The organism is Sinimarinibacterium arenosum, assembly GCF_005047655.1.
Classification (GTDB): Bacteria; Pseudomonadota; Gammaproteobacteria; order Nevskiales; family Nevskiaceae; genus Solimonas.
The window spans coordinates 128028-146654 of sequence record NZ_SUKF01000003.1 but is presented as its reverse complement, the minus strand read 5'-3'; the positions used below and the strand labels follow the sequence as shown (position 1 = coordinate 146654).

The following is an 18627-nucleotide window of genomic DNA, read 5'->3' as shown; positions in this document are numbered from 1 at the left end:
CCTTACCATTTGCGCTCCCCGCGTACCCCCACCCCTACGCGTGTGGTTGGAATTTCCGTAATTTTGAGGGACTTACATGACCTTTCAGGCTGATCTCGAAAAGCTCTTCGGACTGAAGAACATCGAATTCAAATACAACCTGTCCAAAGAGGAGCTGTTTCACGAGGCCATTGCCAACGACAAAGGACGCGTACGCCGCGACGGTCCTTCGAACGAGCAGAAAGCCTATGCGACCAAGCTCGGCTCGCGCGGCCCGCTGGTGTACTACACCGACCCGGATTGCACCGGACGCCGCACCAAGGACACTTATGCCGTGAAATGGCCGGAAGTCTCCGACCAGATCTGGTTCAAAGCTGACCTCAACCCCTACGATCCGGAGCAGTACCAGAACCTGCTCAAGCGCGTCGTCGAACACGTCAACTCCAAGCAGATTCCGCTGTACGTGCAGGACGTGTACATGGGCTCGGACCCCGACTTCGCGGTGCCCTACCGCTTCGTCGGCGAGTACGCCACGCACGCCATGTTCGCGCACAACATGTTCCCGAAGGATCTGATGGGCGTGAAGGACATCGACGCCCGTCGCTGGACCATGCTCAATGTGCCGAGCTTCGTGTGCGAACCCGAGCGTGACGGTTGCCGCGCTGAAGCCACCGTGCTGATTGATACCCGCAACCGCATCTGTCTGGTTGCCGGTCGCGCCGACTACTGCGGCGTGGTCAAGAAAACCATCTTCACAGTCGGCAACTTCCTGCTGCCGCTGGACGGTCGTCTGTCAATGCATTGCTCGGCCAACGTCGGTCCCGACGGTGATGCCGCAATCCTGTTCGGCCTGTCCGGCACCGGCAAGACCACCCTGTCGGCCGATCCGATGCGCCGCCTGATCGGCGACGACGAGACGATCTGGTCCGACAACGGCCTGTGCAATCTCGAGGACGGCTGCTACGCCAAGCTGATCAACCTCGACAAGGACGCCGAACCGGTCATCGCCGCTGCGCTGTCGAAGTCGGGCACGATCATCGAGAACGTGCCGCCGCTGCCCGGCAAGAAGATGGAAGAGTGCGATCCGCAGGATCTGGATCTGAACGACGACTCGATCGCCGAGAACACGCGTTTCAGCTACCCGCTGACGGCAAACCCGAACGTCATGCCGCATGGCCGTGGCCCGCATCCGCAGACCATCGTGCTGCTGACCGCGGATGCCTTCGGCGTGCTGCCACCGATCGCGATCCTCGAGCCGAAGGACGTGATGTATCACTTCGTGTCGGGCTTCACGTCTCGCGTGGCCGGCACCGAAGTGGGCGTCACCGAGCCGCTGCCGACGTTCTCGGCCTGCTTCGGCGGCCCGTTCATGGCGCACAAGCCGAATGTCTACGCCAAGCTGCTGGCCGAAAAGATGGAACATCATCAGGCCCGCTGCATCCTGCTCAACACCGGCTGGCAGGGCGGCCCCTACGGCGTCGGCAAGCGCATCTCGATCCGTCTGACCCGCGCGCTGCTGAACGCCGCGCTGAACGGCGATCTGGACAAGGTCCCGACCGAAACCCACGACATTCTCAACTTGAAGATGCCGCTGGAGTGCCCGGGCGTGCCGACCGACATGCTCAATCCGCGCAACACCTGGGCCGACAAGGACGCCTATGACGCTGCCGCGGTGAAGCTGCGCGACATGTTCCGCGACAACTTCGAGAAGAAGGGCTTCGCCGCTTTTGGAATCGAAGCTCGCATCTGATCCATCCGCAACACGCTGCGCCGAGGCCGGACCCGTCAGGGTCCGGCCTTTCTTGTTTGGAGTCGACGGAACCTGGGCGTGCTGTACTCAGCCCGGAGCCACGGTGCGGACAACCACGGGCCATTCCACCTGCACACGGGTTCCGCTGGCATAACGGGATTCGACAATCCGCGCCGTGCCGCCCAGCGATTCGGCTAACCCGCGCACAATGAACAGCCCCAGCCCGCTGCCGTGATCATCGTCGGTCAGACGGCAGAAACGCTCGAACACGCGCTGCCGTGATTCCGGGGGAATTCCACAGCCATCGTCTTCGACCTCGATCCGCAGCACTCCATCGACCAAATGCAGCGCGACGCCGATGTGCCCGCCCTCCGGCGTATGCCGGATTGCATTGTCGATCAGATTACGCAGGACGATATGGACGGCTTCCGGATAGCCCTCGATCGTCACCGCGTCGGTATCCTGTTTCAGTCCGATCGCCTTCAGCTGCGCAGCACGTCGAAACTCCGCCACGGTCTCGTCGACGATACGCGACAACGCAAAACGCTCGATCGGCTGCTCGCCCGCACGCAGCGACCCCATCCGTGCCAACGTCATCAGCCCGTCCACCGCGATGCTGCAGCGCTGTGCCGCGGCAAGCACACGCTGCAGCACTGCCTGCATCGCCGGATCGTCGCTGCTGCGCAACCCGACCTGCGCATCCAGCCGCAGCGCCGCCAGCGGCGTGCGCAGCTCATGTGCGGCGCCATCGGTAAAACTCCGTTCCCGCGCGAGCGCCTGGGCCAGGCGTTCCAGCAGGGCGTTGAATCCGTCCACCAGCGGCGCCAGTTCCGCGGGAAGCTGACTGGAATCAACCGGCGAGAAATCCTCACGAGAGCGTTCGGCAACGGTCTGCGCGACGCCGGAGACGCTGCGGGTGGTGCGCTCTACCACCGCCCCGACAAACAAAGCCAGTAACGGCAACGCCAGCGACGCCGGCAGCAGCAGCGACAGTGCCATGTCCAGGGTCGCATCAATCTGATGCGAATGCGGTTGCGCAATCCGCAGCTGCAGACTGCGCCCGGCATTCCAGCTCGCCCAGCAGCGCCACTCGCGATCACCCATGCGGATGTCGGCAAAGCCAGTACCGATGCTCTGCGGATCGGATCCGCCAATGGGGGTCTCCGGCGCATCGGCTGAGCGCAGCAGCAAGCGACCGTCAGCACTCCAGACCTGGTAGCTCACCGACATCGGCAGACTCGGACCGATATCGGCGACGCCTGCGGTCGCATCGATCGCCTGGGGTGCCAGCGCCTCTAGCAGCTGTGCTGTCAGCCTCAGATTCTGATCGATGTCATCGCGGCTTTCGCGCACGATCACACCCAGCAGCAGCACCGCATTGAGCAGCCAGATCAGCGCAAGCGGCAGCAGGATCTGCTGCAGCAGTCGCTGTCTCAATGACACAGACGCCTTAGGCAGGATCATCGGCAATACAGTAGCCATGACCGCGTACGGTGCGGACGATCTCGGCGCCAAGCTTGCGCCGGATCTGATGCACATGAACCTCTACCGCATTGCTTTCGACCTCGTCGCCGGCCGGATACAGCGCCTCCTCCAGCTGCCGGCGGGTTAAGACATGGCCGGGATGACGCGCCAAGGTCACCAGCAGCGCAAACGCACGCGGCGACAGTTCCACCCGTTCACCATTCTGCTGCACCGTACGTCGCGCCGGATCGATCAGAACCGCGCCGACGCGCAGCACCCCGCCCGGGCCGCGATCGGCCGAGCGGCGCGCAGCGGCACGCATGCGCGCCAGCAGCTCATCCAGGTCGAACGGTTTCACCATGTAGTCATCGGCGCCCCGATCGAGCCCCTGCACGCGCTGCTGGATCTCGTCGCGTGCAGTCAGCACCAGGACACCAACCGGAAGCTCGGAACCGCGCAGCAGATCGATCAGGTCCAGTCCCTCGCCATCGGGCAATTGGCGGTCAATCAGAGCAATGTTGTATTGCGTGGAGGCAACTGCCACGCGCGCATCCGCCAGTGTCCGACACCAGTCAACGATGTAACGCTCACGGCGCAGCGCTTCGACAAGCGAAGCACCCAGTAATCGATCATCTTCGACCAGCAGTACACGCATACGCCGATTATCGCCGGATCCGTCTTAAGCAGTTCTTAAGACCGGCCTCGATAGATTGCGCCGTCGAACGCACTGAGCGAGGTCCTTTCGCCACTGTTCGATCGGGTCACACATCGAGAACGCCGTATGTCTACACGTCACGCACGCCCGATCATCTGGCTGCATTGGGTCACATTGATTGCGGTCCTGAGCACGGTGGCGCTCGCGCTGCTGCGCGAGGTCATCGAAAGCCACGCACTGCGCACCGACCTGCTCACCGTTCACCGTCAACTCGGCCTCGTCATCCTGATCGGTACGGTCACCCGCTTTCTGGTGCGCTGGCGCAATCCGCCGAAAGCGCACCCCAGCGTGACGGTCACGCATCGGTTCGCCGCGATGACCCACAGTCTGATGTACGGCCTGCTGCTGGCACTTCCGGTGATCGGCGTGCTCGCCACGCAGGCCCACGGAACCACAGTCACCCTATTCGGTGCTCCGATCCTGCCGACGTTGATAGAGCGTAACCGCGATTTTTCGGAGCAGCTGGTGACGTGGCACAGCTGGGGCGCCTGGACCCTGCTCGCAGCGATCGGCCTGCACGCCGCTGCGGCGCTATGGCACCACTACGTGCGACGCGACGACACCCTACTGCAAATGCTGCCGCCGCGACGTCGCGGCAGCACCCCAATGCTCACCCCTGATGTCTGATGGAGCTTTTTGCATGAACCTCCCGTTATTCCGGTCCGCCAGTCGGGCGCTGCGCTACTTGCTTGCTGCAGCCGTCTCCCTGACTGCCCTGCAGGCCCACGCGCTACCCTCATTCGCCCGCCAGACCGGACAGGACTGTGGCGCGTGCCATATTGGCAGCTTCGGTCCGCAGCTGACGCCCTACGGCCAGCGTTTCAAGCTCGGGGGCTACACCGACGGCGACAACCGCACACTCGCGCTGTCCGCGATGCTGGTCGGCCAGTTCACCCAGACCGCAAAGGATCAGTCCGAAGCCCCGGCCAAGCATTTCGACACCAATGACAATGCAGCAATCCAGGAAGTCTCTGCATTCCTTGGCGGCGGCCTGACCGATCACCTCGGCAGCTTTGCCCAGGTCACCTATTCGGGCATCGACCGCAAAGCCGCCTGGGACAATCTCGACGTCCGCTACGCGCGACCACTGACGTTCCAGGGCAAGGATCTGATCACCGGCCTCTCGCTGAACAACAACCCCGGCGTGCAGGATCCGTTCAACACGTTGCCGGTCTGGGGCTTCCCGTATCTGGGCTCGGATCTTGCGCCGGAAGGCGCACCGGCCGCGCCGCTGCTGGCTGGCGGTCTCGAGACGCAGGTCCTCGGCGCCAATGCCTTTGCGTTCTTCGACGACCGCTGGTACGCCGAACTCGGCGGCTATCGCTCGCTCGGCCACTCGACGCTGGATGCACTCGGCGTGCCGGCCGAAGACATCGTCAAAGCTTCGGGCATCTCGCCGTATCTGCGCCTGGCGTATACGCGTGATGTGCATGCACAGTCGATGTCCGTCGGCATGGTCGGCATGTCATCGAATCTGGAAGTCGACGACACCGGCCGCACTGACCGTTACCGCGATGTCGGTGTCGATGCCTCGTATCAATACCTGGGCACCCGTCGAAACATATTCACGGTCAATGCGTTGGCGCTGCATGAATCGCAATCGCTGTCCGGCAGTCGCGCCGTGGGAGATGCCGAGCACTCCAACCTCAGCCTGAACAGCTATAACCTCAACGCCGCTTATTACTATCACCAGCACTACGGCGTCACTGCCGGCTACTTCGCCACCAACGGCGACGCCGACGCCGGCCTGTATGCGGACAGCAGCAGCAACCGCCCGGACACCCGCGGTGAAACGCTGCAGCTCGACTACACTCCGTTCGGCAGTGAATCCTCGTGGATGGCGCCGAACGTGAACCTGCGCCTCGGCCTGCAGTTCACTCGCTACGACCGCTATGCCGGCGGTGCCGACAACTACGATGGCAGCGGGCGCGGCGCGACCGACAACAACACGCTGCTCGCATTCGTCTGGGCCGCGCTATGAGCCATCGTTCACACTGGAGCCGGACCCGTACCATGCTGACGCTCGCAGCGGTGCTGGCCGCACCGTTGGCCGCTCTGGCCGACGCCGAACGTGGCGCCGATGTCTTCGACGAAAACTGCGCGGAGTGTCACAGCGTCGCCAGTTCGCTGAAAAACAAGAAAGGCCCGAGTCTGTTCGGCGTGGCCGGGCGCAACGCCGGCAAGATCGACGGCTTTCACTACTCCGATGCGCTGCTGGCATCGGGCATTGTCTGGACCCCGGACCGGATTGATGCCTACGTCACCCAACCCAAGGCTGTCATTCCGGGAGGCAAGATGAAGTTTGACGGCATCGCCGACACCGCCGAACGCAAGGACTTGCTGGATTTTCTGGCAGAGCAGAAATAGCCGCCGCGCAAAGCTAAGGCCCCGAGGGCAGAGCAAAGCATGCTCTGCCCTTTTTTGTTTCGCCGAGACAGCACCATGACCGCAGTTTTTTGTCCCGTCACATCGGTGCCACCCTCATCTCCGCCAGCTGCGGTATGGTGTCAGCAAATCCACGCCCAGACTGTTCATGAATTCCCGAGTCACCCGCATTTTCTGCATCGGCAAGAACTACGCAGACCATGTCGCCGAACTGGCCCACCTTGGACACACGCCGGACGGCGATTGCGTCGTCTTCATGAAACCGCCCAGCAGCGTCGTTCCGATCGGGACCGACATCGAACTCCCGCGCGGCCGCGGCAGCATCCATCATGAAGCGGAGCTGGTGGTTCAGGTCACCGGTGGCGGCAATGACATTCCGGTTGACGATGCCATGCACTGGGTTGCAGGCATCACCCTGGGCCTGGACCTGACCCTGCGCGAATTGCAGACGTCCCTGAAGAAAGCCGGCAAGCCCTGGGAGCTGGCGAAAGCCTTCGACGGCGCGGCACCGCTGGGCGAGTTCCAACCCTATCTCGAACAGGATCTGCAGGACATCGAGTTCACCTGCCGCGTCGACGATGAACTGCGCCAGCACGGCCATACCCGCGACATGATGTTTTCAGTCGCGCGCCAGATCCACATCATTTCTCAGACTTGGGCACTGCGTCCGGGTGACGTGATCTACACCGGCACTCCCGCAGGTGTCGGTCCGCTGGTTCCGGGCGACGACGTCGTGCTGGAAAGTCCGCAGATCGGGCGCTTTGCCTGGCGTTGCCGCTGACACAGCACCTGCCGTGAGCTTACGGCAGAAGGTCCTGCTGCTGGGCGCGCTGTATCTGGCGCAGGGACTGCCCTTCGGGTTTTTCACCCAGGCACTGCCGGTGCTGCTGCGCGATCAGGGCTATTCGCTCAAGGCCATCAGCCTGTCCGGCTTTCTGTTCCTGCCGTGGGCCCTGAAATTCGTCTGGGCCCCAGCAGTGGATCACTATGGCACGCGTCGACAGTGGCTGCTGGCACTTCAAGTCGCTGCGGTCGCTGCGGCAGCCGCTCTGGCACTGATAAATCTCGACGGATCGCTATGGCCGGTGCTGGTCGCGATGCTGGTGTTCAGCCTGATCTCGGCGACCCAGGACATCGCCACCGATGGGCTCGCCATCAACCTGCTCGGCCCACGTGAACGCGGCCTCGGCAACGGCCTGCAGGTCGGCGCCTATCGACTCGGCATGGTCCTGGGCGGCGGCCTGCTGCTCTGGGTGTTCGCGCGCTACGGCTGGCCGCTGATGTTCGGCACGATGGCGGCGCTGCTGGCGCTGACGGTCATCCCGGTACTGCGCCTGCCCCGCAGCCAACCCTCGGGCCACAACGCGCCATCGTGGGCGGCGCTTTCGGCACTGTGGTGGCAACGGCTGCGCCAGCCCGGCGTGATCGCATTCATCGCATTGATCTGCCTGTACAAGGCCGGGGATTCGATCGGCGCGTCCTTGATCGGTCCCTTCATGCACGACAGTGGCCTGAGCAAAACACAGATCGCATTGCTCAAGGGCACACTGGGTTCAGTATTCACCGTCGCAGGGGCAGCAGCCGGCGCCTGGCTGGCTTGGCGTCTAGGACGTCGACGTGCGCTGCTGTGGAGCGGCCTCCTGCAGGCGGCCAGCCTGGTTCCTTACGCATTGGCCGCCGGCGGTCTCGGCGGCATCCCCATGATCAGTAGCGCCTGCATCGCCGAACACCTGTTTGGCGGCATGGCCACGGTCGCGTTGTTCACGCTGATGATGGATGCCAGCGATCCGCAACACGCGGGCACTGATTACACCCTGCTCGCCTGCGCACTGGTGCTGACCCAGGGCATGGCATCCTTTGTCGGCGCCAGTATTGGCGACGCTGCCGGCTATCCAGCCTTGTTCGTCAGCGGCATCACGGTCGCGCTCCTCGGCTGCGCCGCGCTGATCTCTGGTGTTGACCGCGGCGTTGCACCGCACCGCGTATCCGGCAGCTGGCACCGTACATGGCCCACCTCTACGGCATAAGCAAATGACCGTTTTGCAGCAGTGAACGCAGCGCCCTTCAAAACTGCTATGTTTCCGCCACTCCCTTGTCGACCTGACGCTTCATGACACTTGAAGGCTGGATCACGCTTGGCGTGCTCGCGCTGACGCTGGGCTTGCTGATCAGCGAAAAGCTGTCGGCTGAGCTGGTATTGGTTCTGGCCATGCTGATTCTGCTCAGCGCTGGCGTGCTGGATCCAAAACAGGCGCTCGCCGGTTTCTCCAACGAGGGCATGATCACCGTCGCAGCGATGTACGTGATCGCCGCGGGTCTGCGCGAAACCGGCGCCATTGATCTTGTGGTCCACGCGTTGCTGGGGCGCTCGCAAAATATCGCCCGCGCCCAGCTACGCGTGATGGCGCCCACGATCGCGCTGTCGGCCTTCGTCAACAACACGCCAGTGGTCGCGACCTTCCTGCCTGCCGTGCTGGCCTGGGCCAAGCGCAATCAGCTGCCGGCGTCGAAGCTATTGATCCCGCTGAGCTACGCCGCGATCTTCGGCGGTACCTGCACCCTGATCGGCACCTCGACCAATCTGGTGGTCAACGGCCTGTGGTCAGGCGACGGACACGCGGGACTCGGCATGTTCGAGATTGCCAAGATCGGCATTCCCAGCGCACTGATCGGCATGGCCTATCTGATGACCATCGGACGCCGCCTGCTCCCTGACGGCAAGACCAGCAGCAGCGTGTTCGAAAACCCGCGCGAATACACCGTCGAAATGACGGTCGATGCCGGTGGCCCGTTGGTCGGCAAGACCATTCAGGAAGCCGGGCTGCGTCACCTCGGCACCCTGTTCCTGGTCGAGATTGCGCGTGACGGTCGCATCGTTCCGGCCGTCAGCTCAAGTGAACGCCTGTTGGCTGACGATCATCTGGTGTTTGCCGGAGATGTCGGCGCGATCGTCGAGCTGCAACGCGTGCGCGGACTCTCCGCACCGCATCCGGGAGACTCGTCGTTCAGCAAGCAGTTCCCCGAGCGCAAGCTGGTGGAAGTGGTGATCTCCGCACGCTGCCCCCTGATCAATCAAACGCTGCGCGAAAGCCGCTTCCATACCTACTACGGCGCCTCGGTGGTTGCCGTGGCGCGCGACGGCAAGCGAATCCGCGGCGGATTGGGCGATGTCGTACTCAAACCCGCTGACACATTGCTGCTCGAAGCGCGTCCAATCTGGGTCGAACGCAATCGTCATTCACCGGATTTCCTGCTGGTCAGCGATGTCGCCAACTCCGAACTGCCCCGCTTCGATCGCGCGCTGCGTGCCTGGGGCATCCTTGGCGCCGTCGTGATCGCAGCCACGCTGAACTGGCTGCCGATGATCACCGCAGCCCTGCTGGGCGCCGCTGCAACCCTGGCACTGGGCTGCGTCAGCCTCGGCACCGCGCGCAAGAGCATCGATACGCAGGTGTTGCTGGTGATCGCCTGCTCATTTGCGCTGGGCCGGGCGCTGGAAGTCACCGGCGCCGCATCGGTCATCGCCCATCTGGTGTTGACCCTGCCCGGCGGCAGTCCCTGGCTGGTGCTGGCAATGGCCTATGGCATGACCATGTTGCTGACCGAAATGATCACCAACAATGCGGCAGCGGTGCTGATGTATCCGATCTGCATGGCTGCGGCACGCACGCTGGGAGTCGATCCGATGCCGTTCGTGATTGCAGTGATGATGGCGGCATCGGCCAGTTTCTCGACGCCGCTGGGCTATCAGACCAATCTGATGGTTTCCGGTCCCGGCGGATATCGATTTTCTGACTTTATGAAAGTCGGTATTCCGTTACAGTTGCTGATGGGTCTGGTCAGCGTCTGTCTGATTCCGCTGATCTGGCCATTTCACTCCTAGCACGGTGCAAGCCGGCCGGACTGCGGGAAACCGATGCAGCTCTGCGCCAGACGCCCGCAGCAAACCATTCAGAATTTTTACTGACGACTGCGATGAACAAGGATGTGATTGCAGCCGCCGCGATGTTCGCGATGCTGCTGCCACCCATGGTCCGCGGGCAAGCGCCCGACGCCGTAACAGCCGAGGACCATCCGGCATCGCTGCAAGCCTGCGCGGTCCGCGTTGGGAAGAACTGGCAATCGATCGGCTATACGACACAAGCCGCGTGCCTCTCCAGCATCGCCGCATACGCGCACGCGGACGACGGGCATGGCTTCCGCTTCGCAACCTGGGGCAGCTCGGTGTTGGCGATCGATCAGGAGTACCGCTACCGCTCCGACAACAACGGCACCGACTGGTACGTGGTTGACGCGCGAGAGCCGGACGTTGATCCAGCGGTTGCGGTGAACGCCAACAGGCCGCAAACGTCACGGCCGCCACAGGACCCGGGCACCTTGCACAACGATCCTGCGTCTACGCTGCAGCTCACCCCCGCGCTGAGTCCGCAGAGCCTGCAAAGGTTGCGCGATCGCCAGCCGCCGCGCTGATCCAACGTCAGCGCACCAGGCGCTGCTGCAGTTCAACCCGTACCTTTGCGTCGAGCCGCTGCTGCAGCTGCAGCTTGATGTGATCCGCCTGTTGCGCAGTCAGCGGTTGCGCCGACACCACTGTGGCGCGCACCACAACGGTGTCGCCATCGACGCGCACGCTGGTTTCGGTCAGTTCCAGATCCCGTGCCCCGATCGCCACCGGGTCCGATACCACCGCGTTTTCATAGCGCCAGACCTGCACGATGTGCGCAAACGATACCGTCAGCGGCAGCGCCATCAGCAACGTCGCCACGGCCAAGACGCGCAAGCCGCGCACCGCGGTATGAATCGGGGCGTAGCCCAGTACCAGGAAGGTCAGAGCGGCAGTAGCAGCGATACCGACCAGATTGGTCAGAAACAACAAGGCGGCTCCGCCAAAAATCCGCAGATCGCCCCAGCCCAGGCCGATTCCGGCAACGGCCAGCGGCGGCACCAGCGCCACGGCGATGGCGACACCCGGCAGACTCTTGATCACGCTTTCACGCGCATAGGCATACGCCGCTGCGATGCCCGAGATCACCGCCACCGCCAGATCCAGCAATGACGGATGCAGACGCGCGTCAATTTCAGCCGTTACGCGCTGAAGCGGCGTAATCAAAGCCAGCAGCGCAGCGGCCGACAGCGCCAGAGCGACCCCGATGGCGATCGTCCGCCCAGCCTGCTGCAGCAGACGCGTATCGCGTCGCAGAATGCCCATCGACAGGGAAACAATCGGTGCCATCAAAGGTGCCAGCACCATGGCGCCGATGATCACCGCAGCACTGTTCATCACCAGACCGAACCCGGCAAGCAGACTCGAAGCCAGCATCAGAATGACGAAGTCCGGACTGACGCGGGCGTTCTCCCGCAGCAGCTGGAACAACTCCTTGAAATCATCTTCGAGCGCATGCGTAAACAGCGGAAGGCGGCTGCTGATCGAGGCCAGGCGCGCCTCGTTCTCCGGCAGCGTCTTGAGTCGCAATGTGTCGCGATCCTTCTGCCCTTCCGGATTGTCGTCGCCGAAGCGGGCGCCCGCCTTGACCGACAGCGCACGCGGTCGCACCTCAAAGAAAATCTGCTTTGCGCTGCGGGGACGACCATCAATCCGGTAGTGCAGCGGCTGGTCGCACTCGATCTGCAGACTGCGCGTCTGCACCATCGACAACGCACTCGGCAGGCTGCCGACGCCAATGGTCGCTCGGATCAGCGCGGCGATGTACGCCGCCACCGATGCGGGCGCAAACAGCATCGCGGACAGTCGGCCGTTGCGTGCGGATGACGCTTCGCCCAACAACTGCGCGCTCAGGTGGTCAGCGTCGTTTTCAAGAACGACGATGCCCGTGACAGCGGTTCGCCGCGGCTTCTCCTCGTCGCCGATCTGCAACCCGATCCGCGTCGGCCGGATCGAAAACAGACGGCGCACAGTGCCGATAAATACACCGACCGCAGCCGCCCAGCGACCGCGCAGACTCGACTGCGCCCGCACAAACGCGCGGCCGCGGGTATCGAGAAACGGCACATCCCCAATGGCGGCGACGCCCAGCACCAGCTCATCGTTGCAGTACGTGGCATCGATCTCGATGACGTCACTGGAGAACGCCAGCTCCAGCCGCTCATCAAGACCCTTGGGCAGGTCCAGCAGACGCGGGATGGCTGAACCCTTCTGCGGAATCACCGCAACCCTCGCCCGCTGCCGCACGGCTGCATCGGCCAGCTGCGGCAATTTGCCTTCACTGGCGACGACGATCCAGTCGGAAACATCGCTCGCACGCTGGGGAGCGTCGATCAGCGCAGCCGCGTCTACTTCCAGAAGATCGATGCCGCGCTCAACAGCCGCGCTGCGAACCTGTTCAAGCAACGGCTCGTCAGGGTCATCACAGATCAAAACAACGCGGCTCGGCACTCCCGCGGTTGCAGCGGGTTCAGTATCCGGATTTGCTTCACTCATGCAGACAACGCTAACACGGGCACTGCTCCGCGCGAATGTCTGCGGCGCGGACTCAGCGTGATTTGACCCGTGCCATCAAGCGCCGCTTTTTCTTGATCTGGCGTGGTGTCAGCTCGTTCTTGCGATCCTTGAACGGGTTGTCGCCGGTCTTGAAGGTCAGCAGCAGTGGCACGCCGACCAGCTTGAACGCTTCGCGGAACTGGTTGCTCAAATAGCGCTTGTACGATGCCGGCAACTTGTCGGTCTGGTTGCCGTGCACCACGATGCGCGGGGGATTTTTGCCGCCCTGATGCGCATAGCGCAGCTTGATGCGACGCCCCAGTACCGCCGGCGGCTGATGCGCTTCGACCGCCTGCTCCAGCGCCCGCGTGACTTCGCCGGTCGACAGCTCGCGCATCGTCGAGGCGTAGGCCGCCTGCACCGAATCCATCAGTTCGCGCAGTCCGGAGCCGTGCTTGGCCGCAATGAAACGCACCGGCGCGTAATCGAGAAACGGGAATTTCAGCTTCACGCGGTATTTGACCTGTTCGCGCTCTTCCGGCGACAGACCATCCCATTTGTTGACCGCCAGCACGATCGCGCGACCACGCTGGGCAACCAGTCCGAGCAGACGCGCGTCCTGCTCGCCGATATCGTTCTGTGCATCAACGACCGCGATCACCACATGCGCGCGTTCGATGGCCTGCAGCGTCTTGACGATCGAGAATTTCTCGACCGCTTCCCAGACCTTGGCGCGCCGGCGCACGCCAGCCGTGTCGATCAAGGTGAACGCCTGACCTTCGTATTCAAACGGCACCGCGATCGCGTCGCGCGTCGTACCCGGCACGTCTGCCGCCAGCAGTCGCTCTTCACCCAGCAGGCGATTGACCAGCGTCGACTTGCCGACGTTGGGACGACCGACGATCGCGACGCGCGCAGTGCCATCGTCCATCTCGCCGGCATCGGGAGCGACGACCGGCAGATCAGCCAGCACCGTGCGCAGCATCGACTCGACGCCCTTGCCGTGCTCGGCAGAAATCGTCAGCGGCTCGCCAAGACCCAGCGAATGGAAGTCGGCAGCGGCCAGCTCATGCGGGCGCCCCTCGGCCTTGTTGACGACCAGAGTGACCGGCTTGTTGAGCTTGCGCAGATGCCGCGCGATCGAGACATCCGCCGGCAAACTGCCGGACTGGGCATCGACCAGAAACAGCACATGATCGGCCTCGGTCAGCGCCAGTTCGGCCTGGTCCTCTGCCAATGCCGCCAACGGGTCCTTGCTTTCCGGCATCAAACCGCCGGTATCGACCACGACAAACGCGCGCTCCTCGAACTCGGCCGTACCGTACTGACGATCTCGTGTCAGCCCGGCGAAGTCGGCGACCAGCGCATCACGAGTCCCGGTCAAGCGATTGAACAGGGTCGATTTGCCGACATTGGGTCGGCCGACCAGCACCAGCGTAGGCAACTTGTCGGTCATGTCGGTCATTCTAGATCACACAGTGGTGCGCAGCGCATCGCGCGTTCACGCTATCAGGTGACGCCGGATCGAAACCCGCATTCGATCGACAACGTCATACGAAAACGGCCGGCACTGCGGACTTGGCCTCCGCAGTGCCGGCCTGGGAAACAACAAGGCCTCAGCGCGTCGGCGCCGGCTTCAGCTGGATCGCATTGATGCGTCCGGCCACATTCATCACATACAACATGTCCGGACCGGCCACCGGCGCGGTGCGGATCGGGTCACTGCCGATACGACCGCGCGCAACGATGCGGCCGTCCTTGGGATCGAGCCAGTGCAGATAGCCGTCGAAATCCCCCACAACGACATGGTCGGCGAACACCGCGGGCGGTGACAGCTTGCGATAGAGCAGATCTTCGTTCTTCCACGCTGCGGCGCCGGTGCGGGCGTCCAGACCCCAGACCACCCCGGATTCATCGGTGACAACAACCAGATCGTTGACCCGGGCCATGCCCGTATAACTGCGCAGCGAACGACGCCACAGCACCTGTCCGGTGTCGCCGTCGAGGCACACAACCTCGCCTCCGAAGCTCGCCGCATAAAGCTCGCCGCCATCGACCAGCAGCGTCGCATCGACGTCGGTCAACCGCTCGAGTTCGTTACGTCCAGTCGGCGCGGCGATCAACTGCTCCCACTGCGCCTGACCGTCAGCCATGCGCACGGCGGCGACGCGGCCGTTGTCCATGCCGACGAAAGCCAGGCTGCCAACGATTTCCGGACGTCCCAGCCCGCGCAGCGTCAGGTTCGGCACCGTGCGATCGAACATCCACACCTGCGCGCCGCTGACGGACGACAGCGCGTAGATCTTGCCGTCACCCGCGCGTGCAATGGTCAAGGTGCCGTCGCTGACTGGCGGCGCCAGAACTTCGCTGGACACTTTGGTTTTCCAGTAGTCGCTGCCGTCGGCACGCTTGAGCGCGATCACGTGCCCATCCATCGAGCCCACGAAAACCGCGTTACCCGACACGGTCGGACCGGAAATCACACGTTCGCCGGTCTGCGCCCGCCAGGTCGTCTTGCCGTTTACCGGGTCCAGCGCGTATACGCGGCCCTTCACATCCGCGGCGTATAGCGCATCTTCCGCCAGCGTCAGGCCCAGCTCGCCATAGTAGTCGCCGCTGCCGTTACCTGGGTGTGAGCTCCACGCCGTCTTGAACTTGAGTGCGGGATTCTCGATGTCCTTCAGTTCCGCAGGCTCGCGAACCTTGTCCTTTGAGCATGCCGTCACAACACTCGCTGCGAGCAGCGCCAACAGAAGGCGGCGCATCATGACTCCACCACATCGTTGAGGTCGTCAAGCTTGCGCTGAAGATCACCACGTGCCGCCACATCTTCGTCGTCGCTCGCGCCCAATGCTTTCTGGTAGGCCTCGCGCGCCGCACTGCGATCGCCCTTAGACAGCAGAATGTCGCCGCGCAGCTCCTGCGCCATCGCCTGGAATTCCCCGCCGTCGCCGGCAATCAGCGCCAGCGCCTCATCCGGCTTGCCCTGCTGCCACAGCACCCGCGCCGCCCGCAGTGCAGCGACTTCACGGACGCCATCATCACTGCCGTGTTCCCGCACCCACTGCAGATGCGTCAGGGCCTGATCGAGCTCACCGCGCTTGACCGCGTCAGTCGCCAGGTAGAGCGCGGCGCCGGACGCATAGGGACTGCTGCCGTGATCCTGGATCAAGGCCGAGCCGATTTTTTCGGCATCCTGACCCCGAGCCTCGCCCAGCGCCAGTCGCAGATCCTCGTACATCCGCGAGGCCTCTGCCGCACGCGTCCCCTGGTAAGACTTCCAGCCTTCCCAGCCAAAGATCGCTCCAAGACCAATCACCAGGCCAGCGGCCAGCGAAATCCAGTTCTCCTTCCACCACTGCTTGAGGCGTTCGGCTTGTTCTTCGTCGTCGTAGTGTGTCGTCACTGGATCGCTCTTGGTATTGGAATCATGCGTCGAACAGACCCGCAACATAGCCGGACAGTTCCGACCACGGCAGGATTTGCTGTTCTGGGATCGATGCGGGTGAGGTATCGGTGTCTCGCAGCGATTTTACTTGAATGGTGCGTGCCGCGATTTCCGTATCCCCCAGAATCAGCGCAACACGCGCGCCGCTGCGGTCGGCACGCTTGAGTTGTGCGGCCAGCTTGCCACCACCGGCGTTGACGACCAGGCGCAATCCGGGGTGCGCATCGCGCAGCTGCTCGCCCAGGCGCGCCGCCTCACGCTGCGCAGCATCGCCCAGCCAGCACAAATACACATGCGGAGCGGTATCCGGCACCGCAACGCCCTGCGCCTTCATCAGCAGGATCAGTCGTTCGATTCCGCAGGCCCAGCCCACTGCCGGAGTGGCACTGCCACCCAGCTGCGTGACCAGACCGTCATAGCGGCCGCCGGCGCAGACGGTGCCCTGAGCACCCAGCGCCGTTGTAGTCCACTCGAACACGGTACGACCGTAATAGTCCAGCCCGCGCACCAGCCGCGAATTCAGGCGGAACGGCAGGCCCAGATCACTCAGGCCCTGCTGCAGCTGCTCGAAATGCAGACGCGATTCAAGGTCCAGAGCATCAATCAGTTTCGGCGCATCACGCAGGATCTCCTGAGTCTGCGGCGACTTGGAGTCCAGCACGCGCAAGGGATTGCTGTGCATGCGCCGTTTGGAGTCCGCATCCAGTGAGCTTTCGTGACGCTGCAGGAAATCGATGAGCGCGCTGCGATACGCCGCACGCGCCTCGGACGAACCCAGCGAATTCAGCTCCAGAGTCAGATCGCGCAAGCCGAGACGCGCCAGCAGCCGCGCCGACAGTGCGATGACTTCCAGGTCGATATCCGGCCCGACCATGCCATAAGCCTCGGCACCGAGCTGATGAAACTGGCGGTAGCGCCCGGCCTGCGGACGCTCATGGCGAAACATCGGCCCGGCGTACCACAGCCGCTGCTGCTGATTGTGCAGCAAGCCATGTTCAAGCCCTGCGCGCACACAACAGGCGGTTCCCTCAGGACGCAGCGTCAGGCTGTCGCCTTCGCGATCCAGGAACGTGAACATCTCCTTCTCGACGATATCGGTGACTTCGCCGATCGAACGCGAGAACAGCGCGGTATGTTCGAGCAACGGCAGCCGGATCTCGCCGTACCCGTAGGCGGCAAAGGTCTCGTTGGCGACCCGATGCAGGTGCTGCCAGATTGCAGTATCCGGCGGCAGAACATCGTTGAAGCCGCGAACTGATTGAAACAGATTGGCCATTTATGCAGTTGGAATGGGGTTCGTTGTCGCCTCATCCACGGCACCCGCCTCGGCATTGGCAGCTGCCGCAGCCTTGCGCTCGGCAAGCTTGGTGCGTACCAGCCGCTCGAGCACGTCGACCAGCTGGTCGTTGTGCACTTTGTGCTGGATCTTACCGTCGACAAAGATTGAATTCGGATAGCCCCCGGCGACGCCGATCGCGGCTTCTCGAGCCTCGCCCGGACCATTGACGACACATCCGATCACCGCCAGATCCAGCGGCTGATCGATGTCGTCGAAACGGCTTTCAAGCTCGGCCACTGCCTTGATCACGTCGAAGTTCTGACGCGAACACGACGGACACGCCACCAGATTGATCCCGCGCGACCGCAGATGCAGTGACTTCAGGATGTCCCAGCCGACCTTGACCTCTTCGATCGGATCAGCTGCCAGCGACACGCGGATGGTGTCGCCAATGCCATCGGCCAGCATCATGCCCATGCCGATGGCCGATTTGACGCTACCGGCACGCAGTCCGCCCGCTTCGGTGATACCCAGATGCAGCGGCTGATCGATCAACGTCGCCAGTTTGCGGTAAGCGAATACCGTCATGAACACTTCGCTGGCCTTCAGCGAAACCTTGAAGTCCTCGAAGTTGTGACGCTTCAGGATTTCAATGTGGCGCAACGCCGATTCGACCAGCGCATCGGCGTTCGGCTCGCCGTATTTTTCCTGCAGATCAGCCTCGAGACTGCCTGCGTTAACGCCGATGCGGATCGGAATGCCGTGATGCTTGGCACAGGCAATCACTTCCGCCACCTTGCGATCGCTACCGATATTCCCGGGGTTGATGCGCAGGCAGTCGGCGCCTGCTTCAGCCGCAGCGATACCGCACTTGTAGTTGAAGTGGATGTCCGCAACCAGCGGCACGTAGCCGACCCGCTGCTTGATCTGGCCAAAGGCTTCCGCCGCCTTCACGGTCGGCACCGAGACGCGCACGATGTCGGCACCCGCCTTCACCGCCGCCTGAATCTGCGCCACGGTGGCATCGACGTTTTCGGTGTCGGTGTTGGTCATGGTCTGTACCGCCACCGGAGCGCTGCCGCCGACGGTCACCCGTCCGACGCGAATCGCACGCGAAACCCGACGTGTGATCTGATGGTGGCTGGTCATCGCCATGATTTGCCCCGCC

16 protein-coding genes are annotated in these 18627 nt (G+C 63.2%); 8 read left to right on the top strand and 8 right to left on the bottom strand.

The annotated features are described in order from the left end of the window. Positions 1-76 precede the first annotated feature (76 nt). Positions 77-1729, top strand: a complete 1653-nt coding sequence (locus E4T66_RS07040; RefSeq protein ID WP_136848213.1) for a phosphoenolpyruvate carboxykinase (ATP) — start codon at positions 77-79, stop codon at positions 1727-1729. Between the two features lie 87 nt (positions 1730-1816). Here the strand turns inward: E4T66_RS07040 and E4T66_RS07035 are convergent, their stop codons facing one another. Beyond that, entirely contained in the window at positions 1817-3211 is a 1395-nt protein-coding gene (locus E4T66_RS07035) for a sensor histidine kinase (protein ID WP_211242807.1), read from the bottom strand. Beyond that, entirely contained in the window at positions 3180-3848 is a 669-nt protein-coding gene (locus tag E4T66_RS07030; RefSeq protein ID WP_136848211.1) for a response regulator transcription factor, read from the bottom strand. Before E4T66_RS07030 ends, E4T66_RS07035 begins: the two co-directional genes overlap by 32 nt. A gap of 126 nt (positions 3849-3974) precedes the next feature. Between E4T66_RS07030 and E4T66_RS07025 the strand changes: the two genes are divergently transcribed. The 7 genes from E4T66_RS07025 (at position 3975) to E4T66_RS06995 (ending at position 10763) form a co-directional block, all read left to right on the top strand. Continuing rightward, complete coding sequence (locus E4T66_RS07025) at positions 3975-4535, top strand: cytochrome b (protein WP_136848210.1); 561 nt, start codon at positions 3975-3977, stop codon at positions 4533-4535. Between the two features lie 13 nt (positions 4536-4548). Continuing rightward, positions 4549-5889 (top strand): cytochrome C, encoded by a 1341-nt coding sequence (locus tag E4T66_RS07020; protein ID WP_136848209.1) that lies wholly within the window; start codon positions 4549-4551, stop codon positions 5887-5889. Continuing rightward, complete coding sequence (locus E4T66_RS07015) at positions 5886-6275, top strand: c-type cytochrome (RefSeq protein WP_136848208.1); 390 nt, start codon at positions 5886-5888, stop codon at positions 6273-6275. The genes E4T66_RS07020 and E4T66_RS07015 overlap by 4 nt, the downstream gene beginning before the upstream one ends. Before the next feature lie 166 nt (positions 6276-6441). Continuing rightward, positions 6442-7074 carry a fumarylacetoacetate hydrolase family protein gene (locus tag E4T66_RS07010; protein ID WP_136848207.1) on the top strand — a complete coding sequence of 211 codons (633 nt, stop codon included), beginning with the start codon at positions 6442-6444 and terminating at the stop codon, positions 7072-7074. A gap of 13 nt (positions 7075-7087) precedes the next feature. Beyond that, positions 7088-8320 carry an MFS transporter gene (locus tag E4T66_RS07005; protein ID WP_211242806.1) on the top strand — a complete coding sequence of 411 codons (1233 nt, stop codon included), beginning with the start codon at positions 7088-7090 and terminating at the stop codon, positions 8318-8320. Positions 8321-8403: 83 nt separating this feature from the next. Continuing rightward, the gene (locus E4T66_RS07000; protein ID WP_136848205.1) at positions 8404-10176 is read left to right on the top strand and encodes an SLC13 family permease; all 1773 of its coding nucleotides are present in this window, start codon (positions 8404-8406) and stop codon (positions 10174-10176) included. A gap of 92 nt (positions 10177-10268) precedes the next feature. Continuing rightward, entirely contained in the window at positions 10269-10763 is a 495-nt protein-coding gene (locus tag E4T66_RS06995) for a hypothetical protein (RefSeq protein WP_136848204.1), read from the top strand. A 7-nt stretch (positions 10764-10770) separates the two neighbouring features. Here the strand turns inward: E4T66_RS06995 and E4T66_RS06990 are convergent, their stop codons facing one another. The 6 genes from E4T66_RS06990 to ispG all read right to left on the bottom strand — a co-directional run bounded on the left by E4T66_RS06990 (position 10771) and on the right by ispG (position 18608). Beyond that, positions 10771-12732, bottom strand: a complete 1962-nt coding sequence (locus E4T66_RS06990; RefSeq protein WP_136848203.1) for a DUF389 domain-containing protein — start codon at positions 12730-12732, stop codon at positions 10771-10773. A gap of 52 nt (positions 12733-12784) precedes the next feature. Further along, a complete protein-coding gene (gene der, locus E4T66_RS06985; RefSeq protein WP_136848202.1) occupies positions 12785-14188 on the bottom strand; it encodes a ribosome biogenesis GTPase Der in 1404 nt (467 codons plus the stop codon). A 160-nt stretch (positions 14189-14348) separates the two neighbouring features. Then, positions 14349-15497 carry an outer membrane protein assembly factor BamB gene (bamB, locus tag E4T66_RS06980; protein WP_248679500.1) on the bottom strand — a complete coding sequence of 383 codons (1149 nt, stop codon included), beginning with the start codon at positions 15495-15497 and terminating at the stop codon, positions 14349-14351. Next, on the bottom strand, positions 15497-16138 hold the full coding sequence (locus tag E4T66_RS06975) for a YfgM family protein (RefSeq protein ID WP_136848200.1): 642 nt from the start codon (positions 16136-16138) through the stop codon (positions 15497-15499). The genes bamB and E4T66_RS06975 overlap by 1 nt, the downstream gene beginning before the upstream one ends. A gap of 22 nt (positions 16139-16160) precedes the next feature. Further along, on the bottom strand, positions 16161-17456 hold the full coding sequence (gene hisS / locus E4T66_RS06970) for a histidine--tRNA ligase (protein ID WP_136848199.1): 1296 nt from the start codon (positions 17454-17456) through the stop codon (positions 16161-16163). After that, positions 17457-18608 (bottom strand): flavodoxin-dependent (E)-4-hydroxy-3-methylbut-2-enyl-diphosphate synthase, encoded by a 1152-nt coding sequence (gene ispG, locus E4T66_RS06965; protein ID WP_136848672.1) that lies wholly within the window; start codon positions 18606-18608, stop codon positions 17457-17459. It lies immediately after the preceding gene. Positions 18609-18627: the final 19 nt, after the last annotated feature.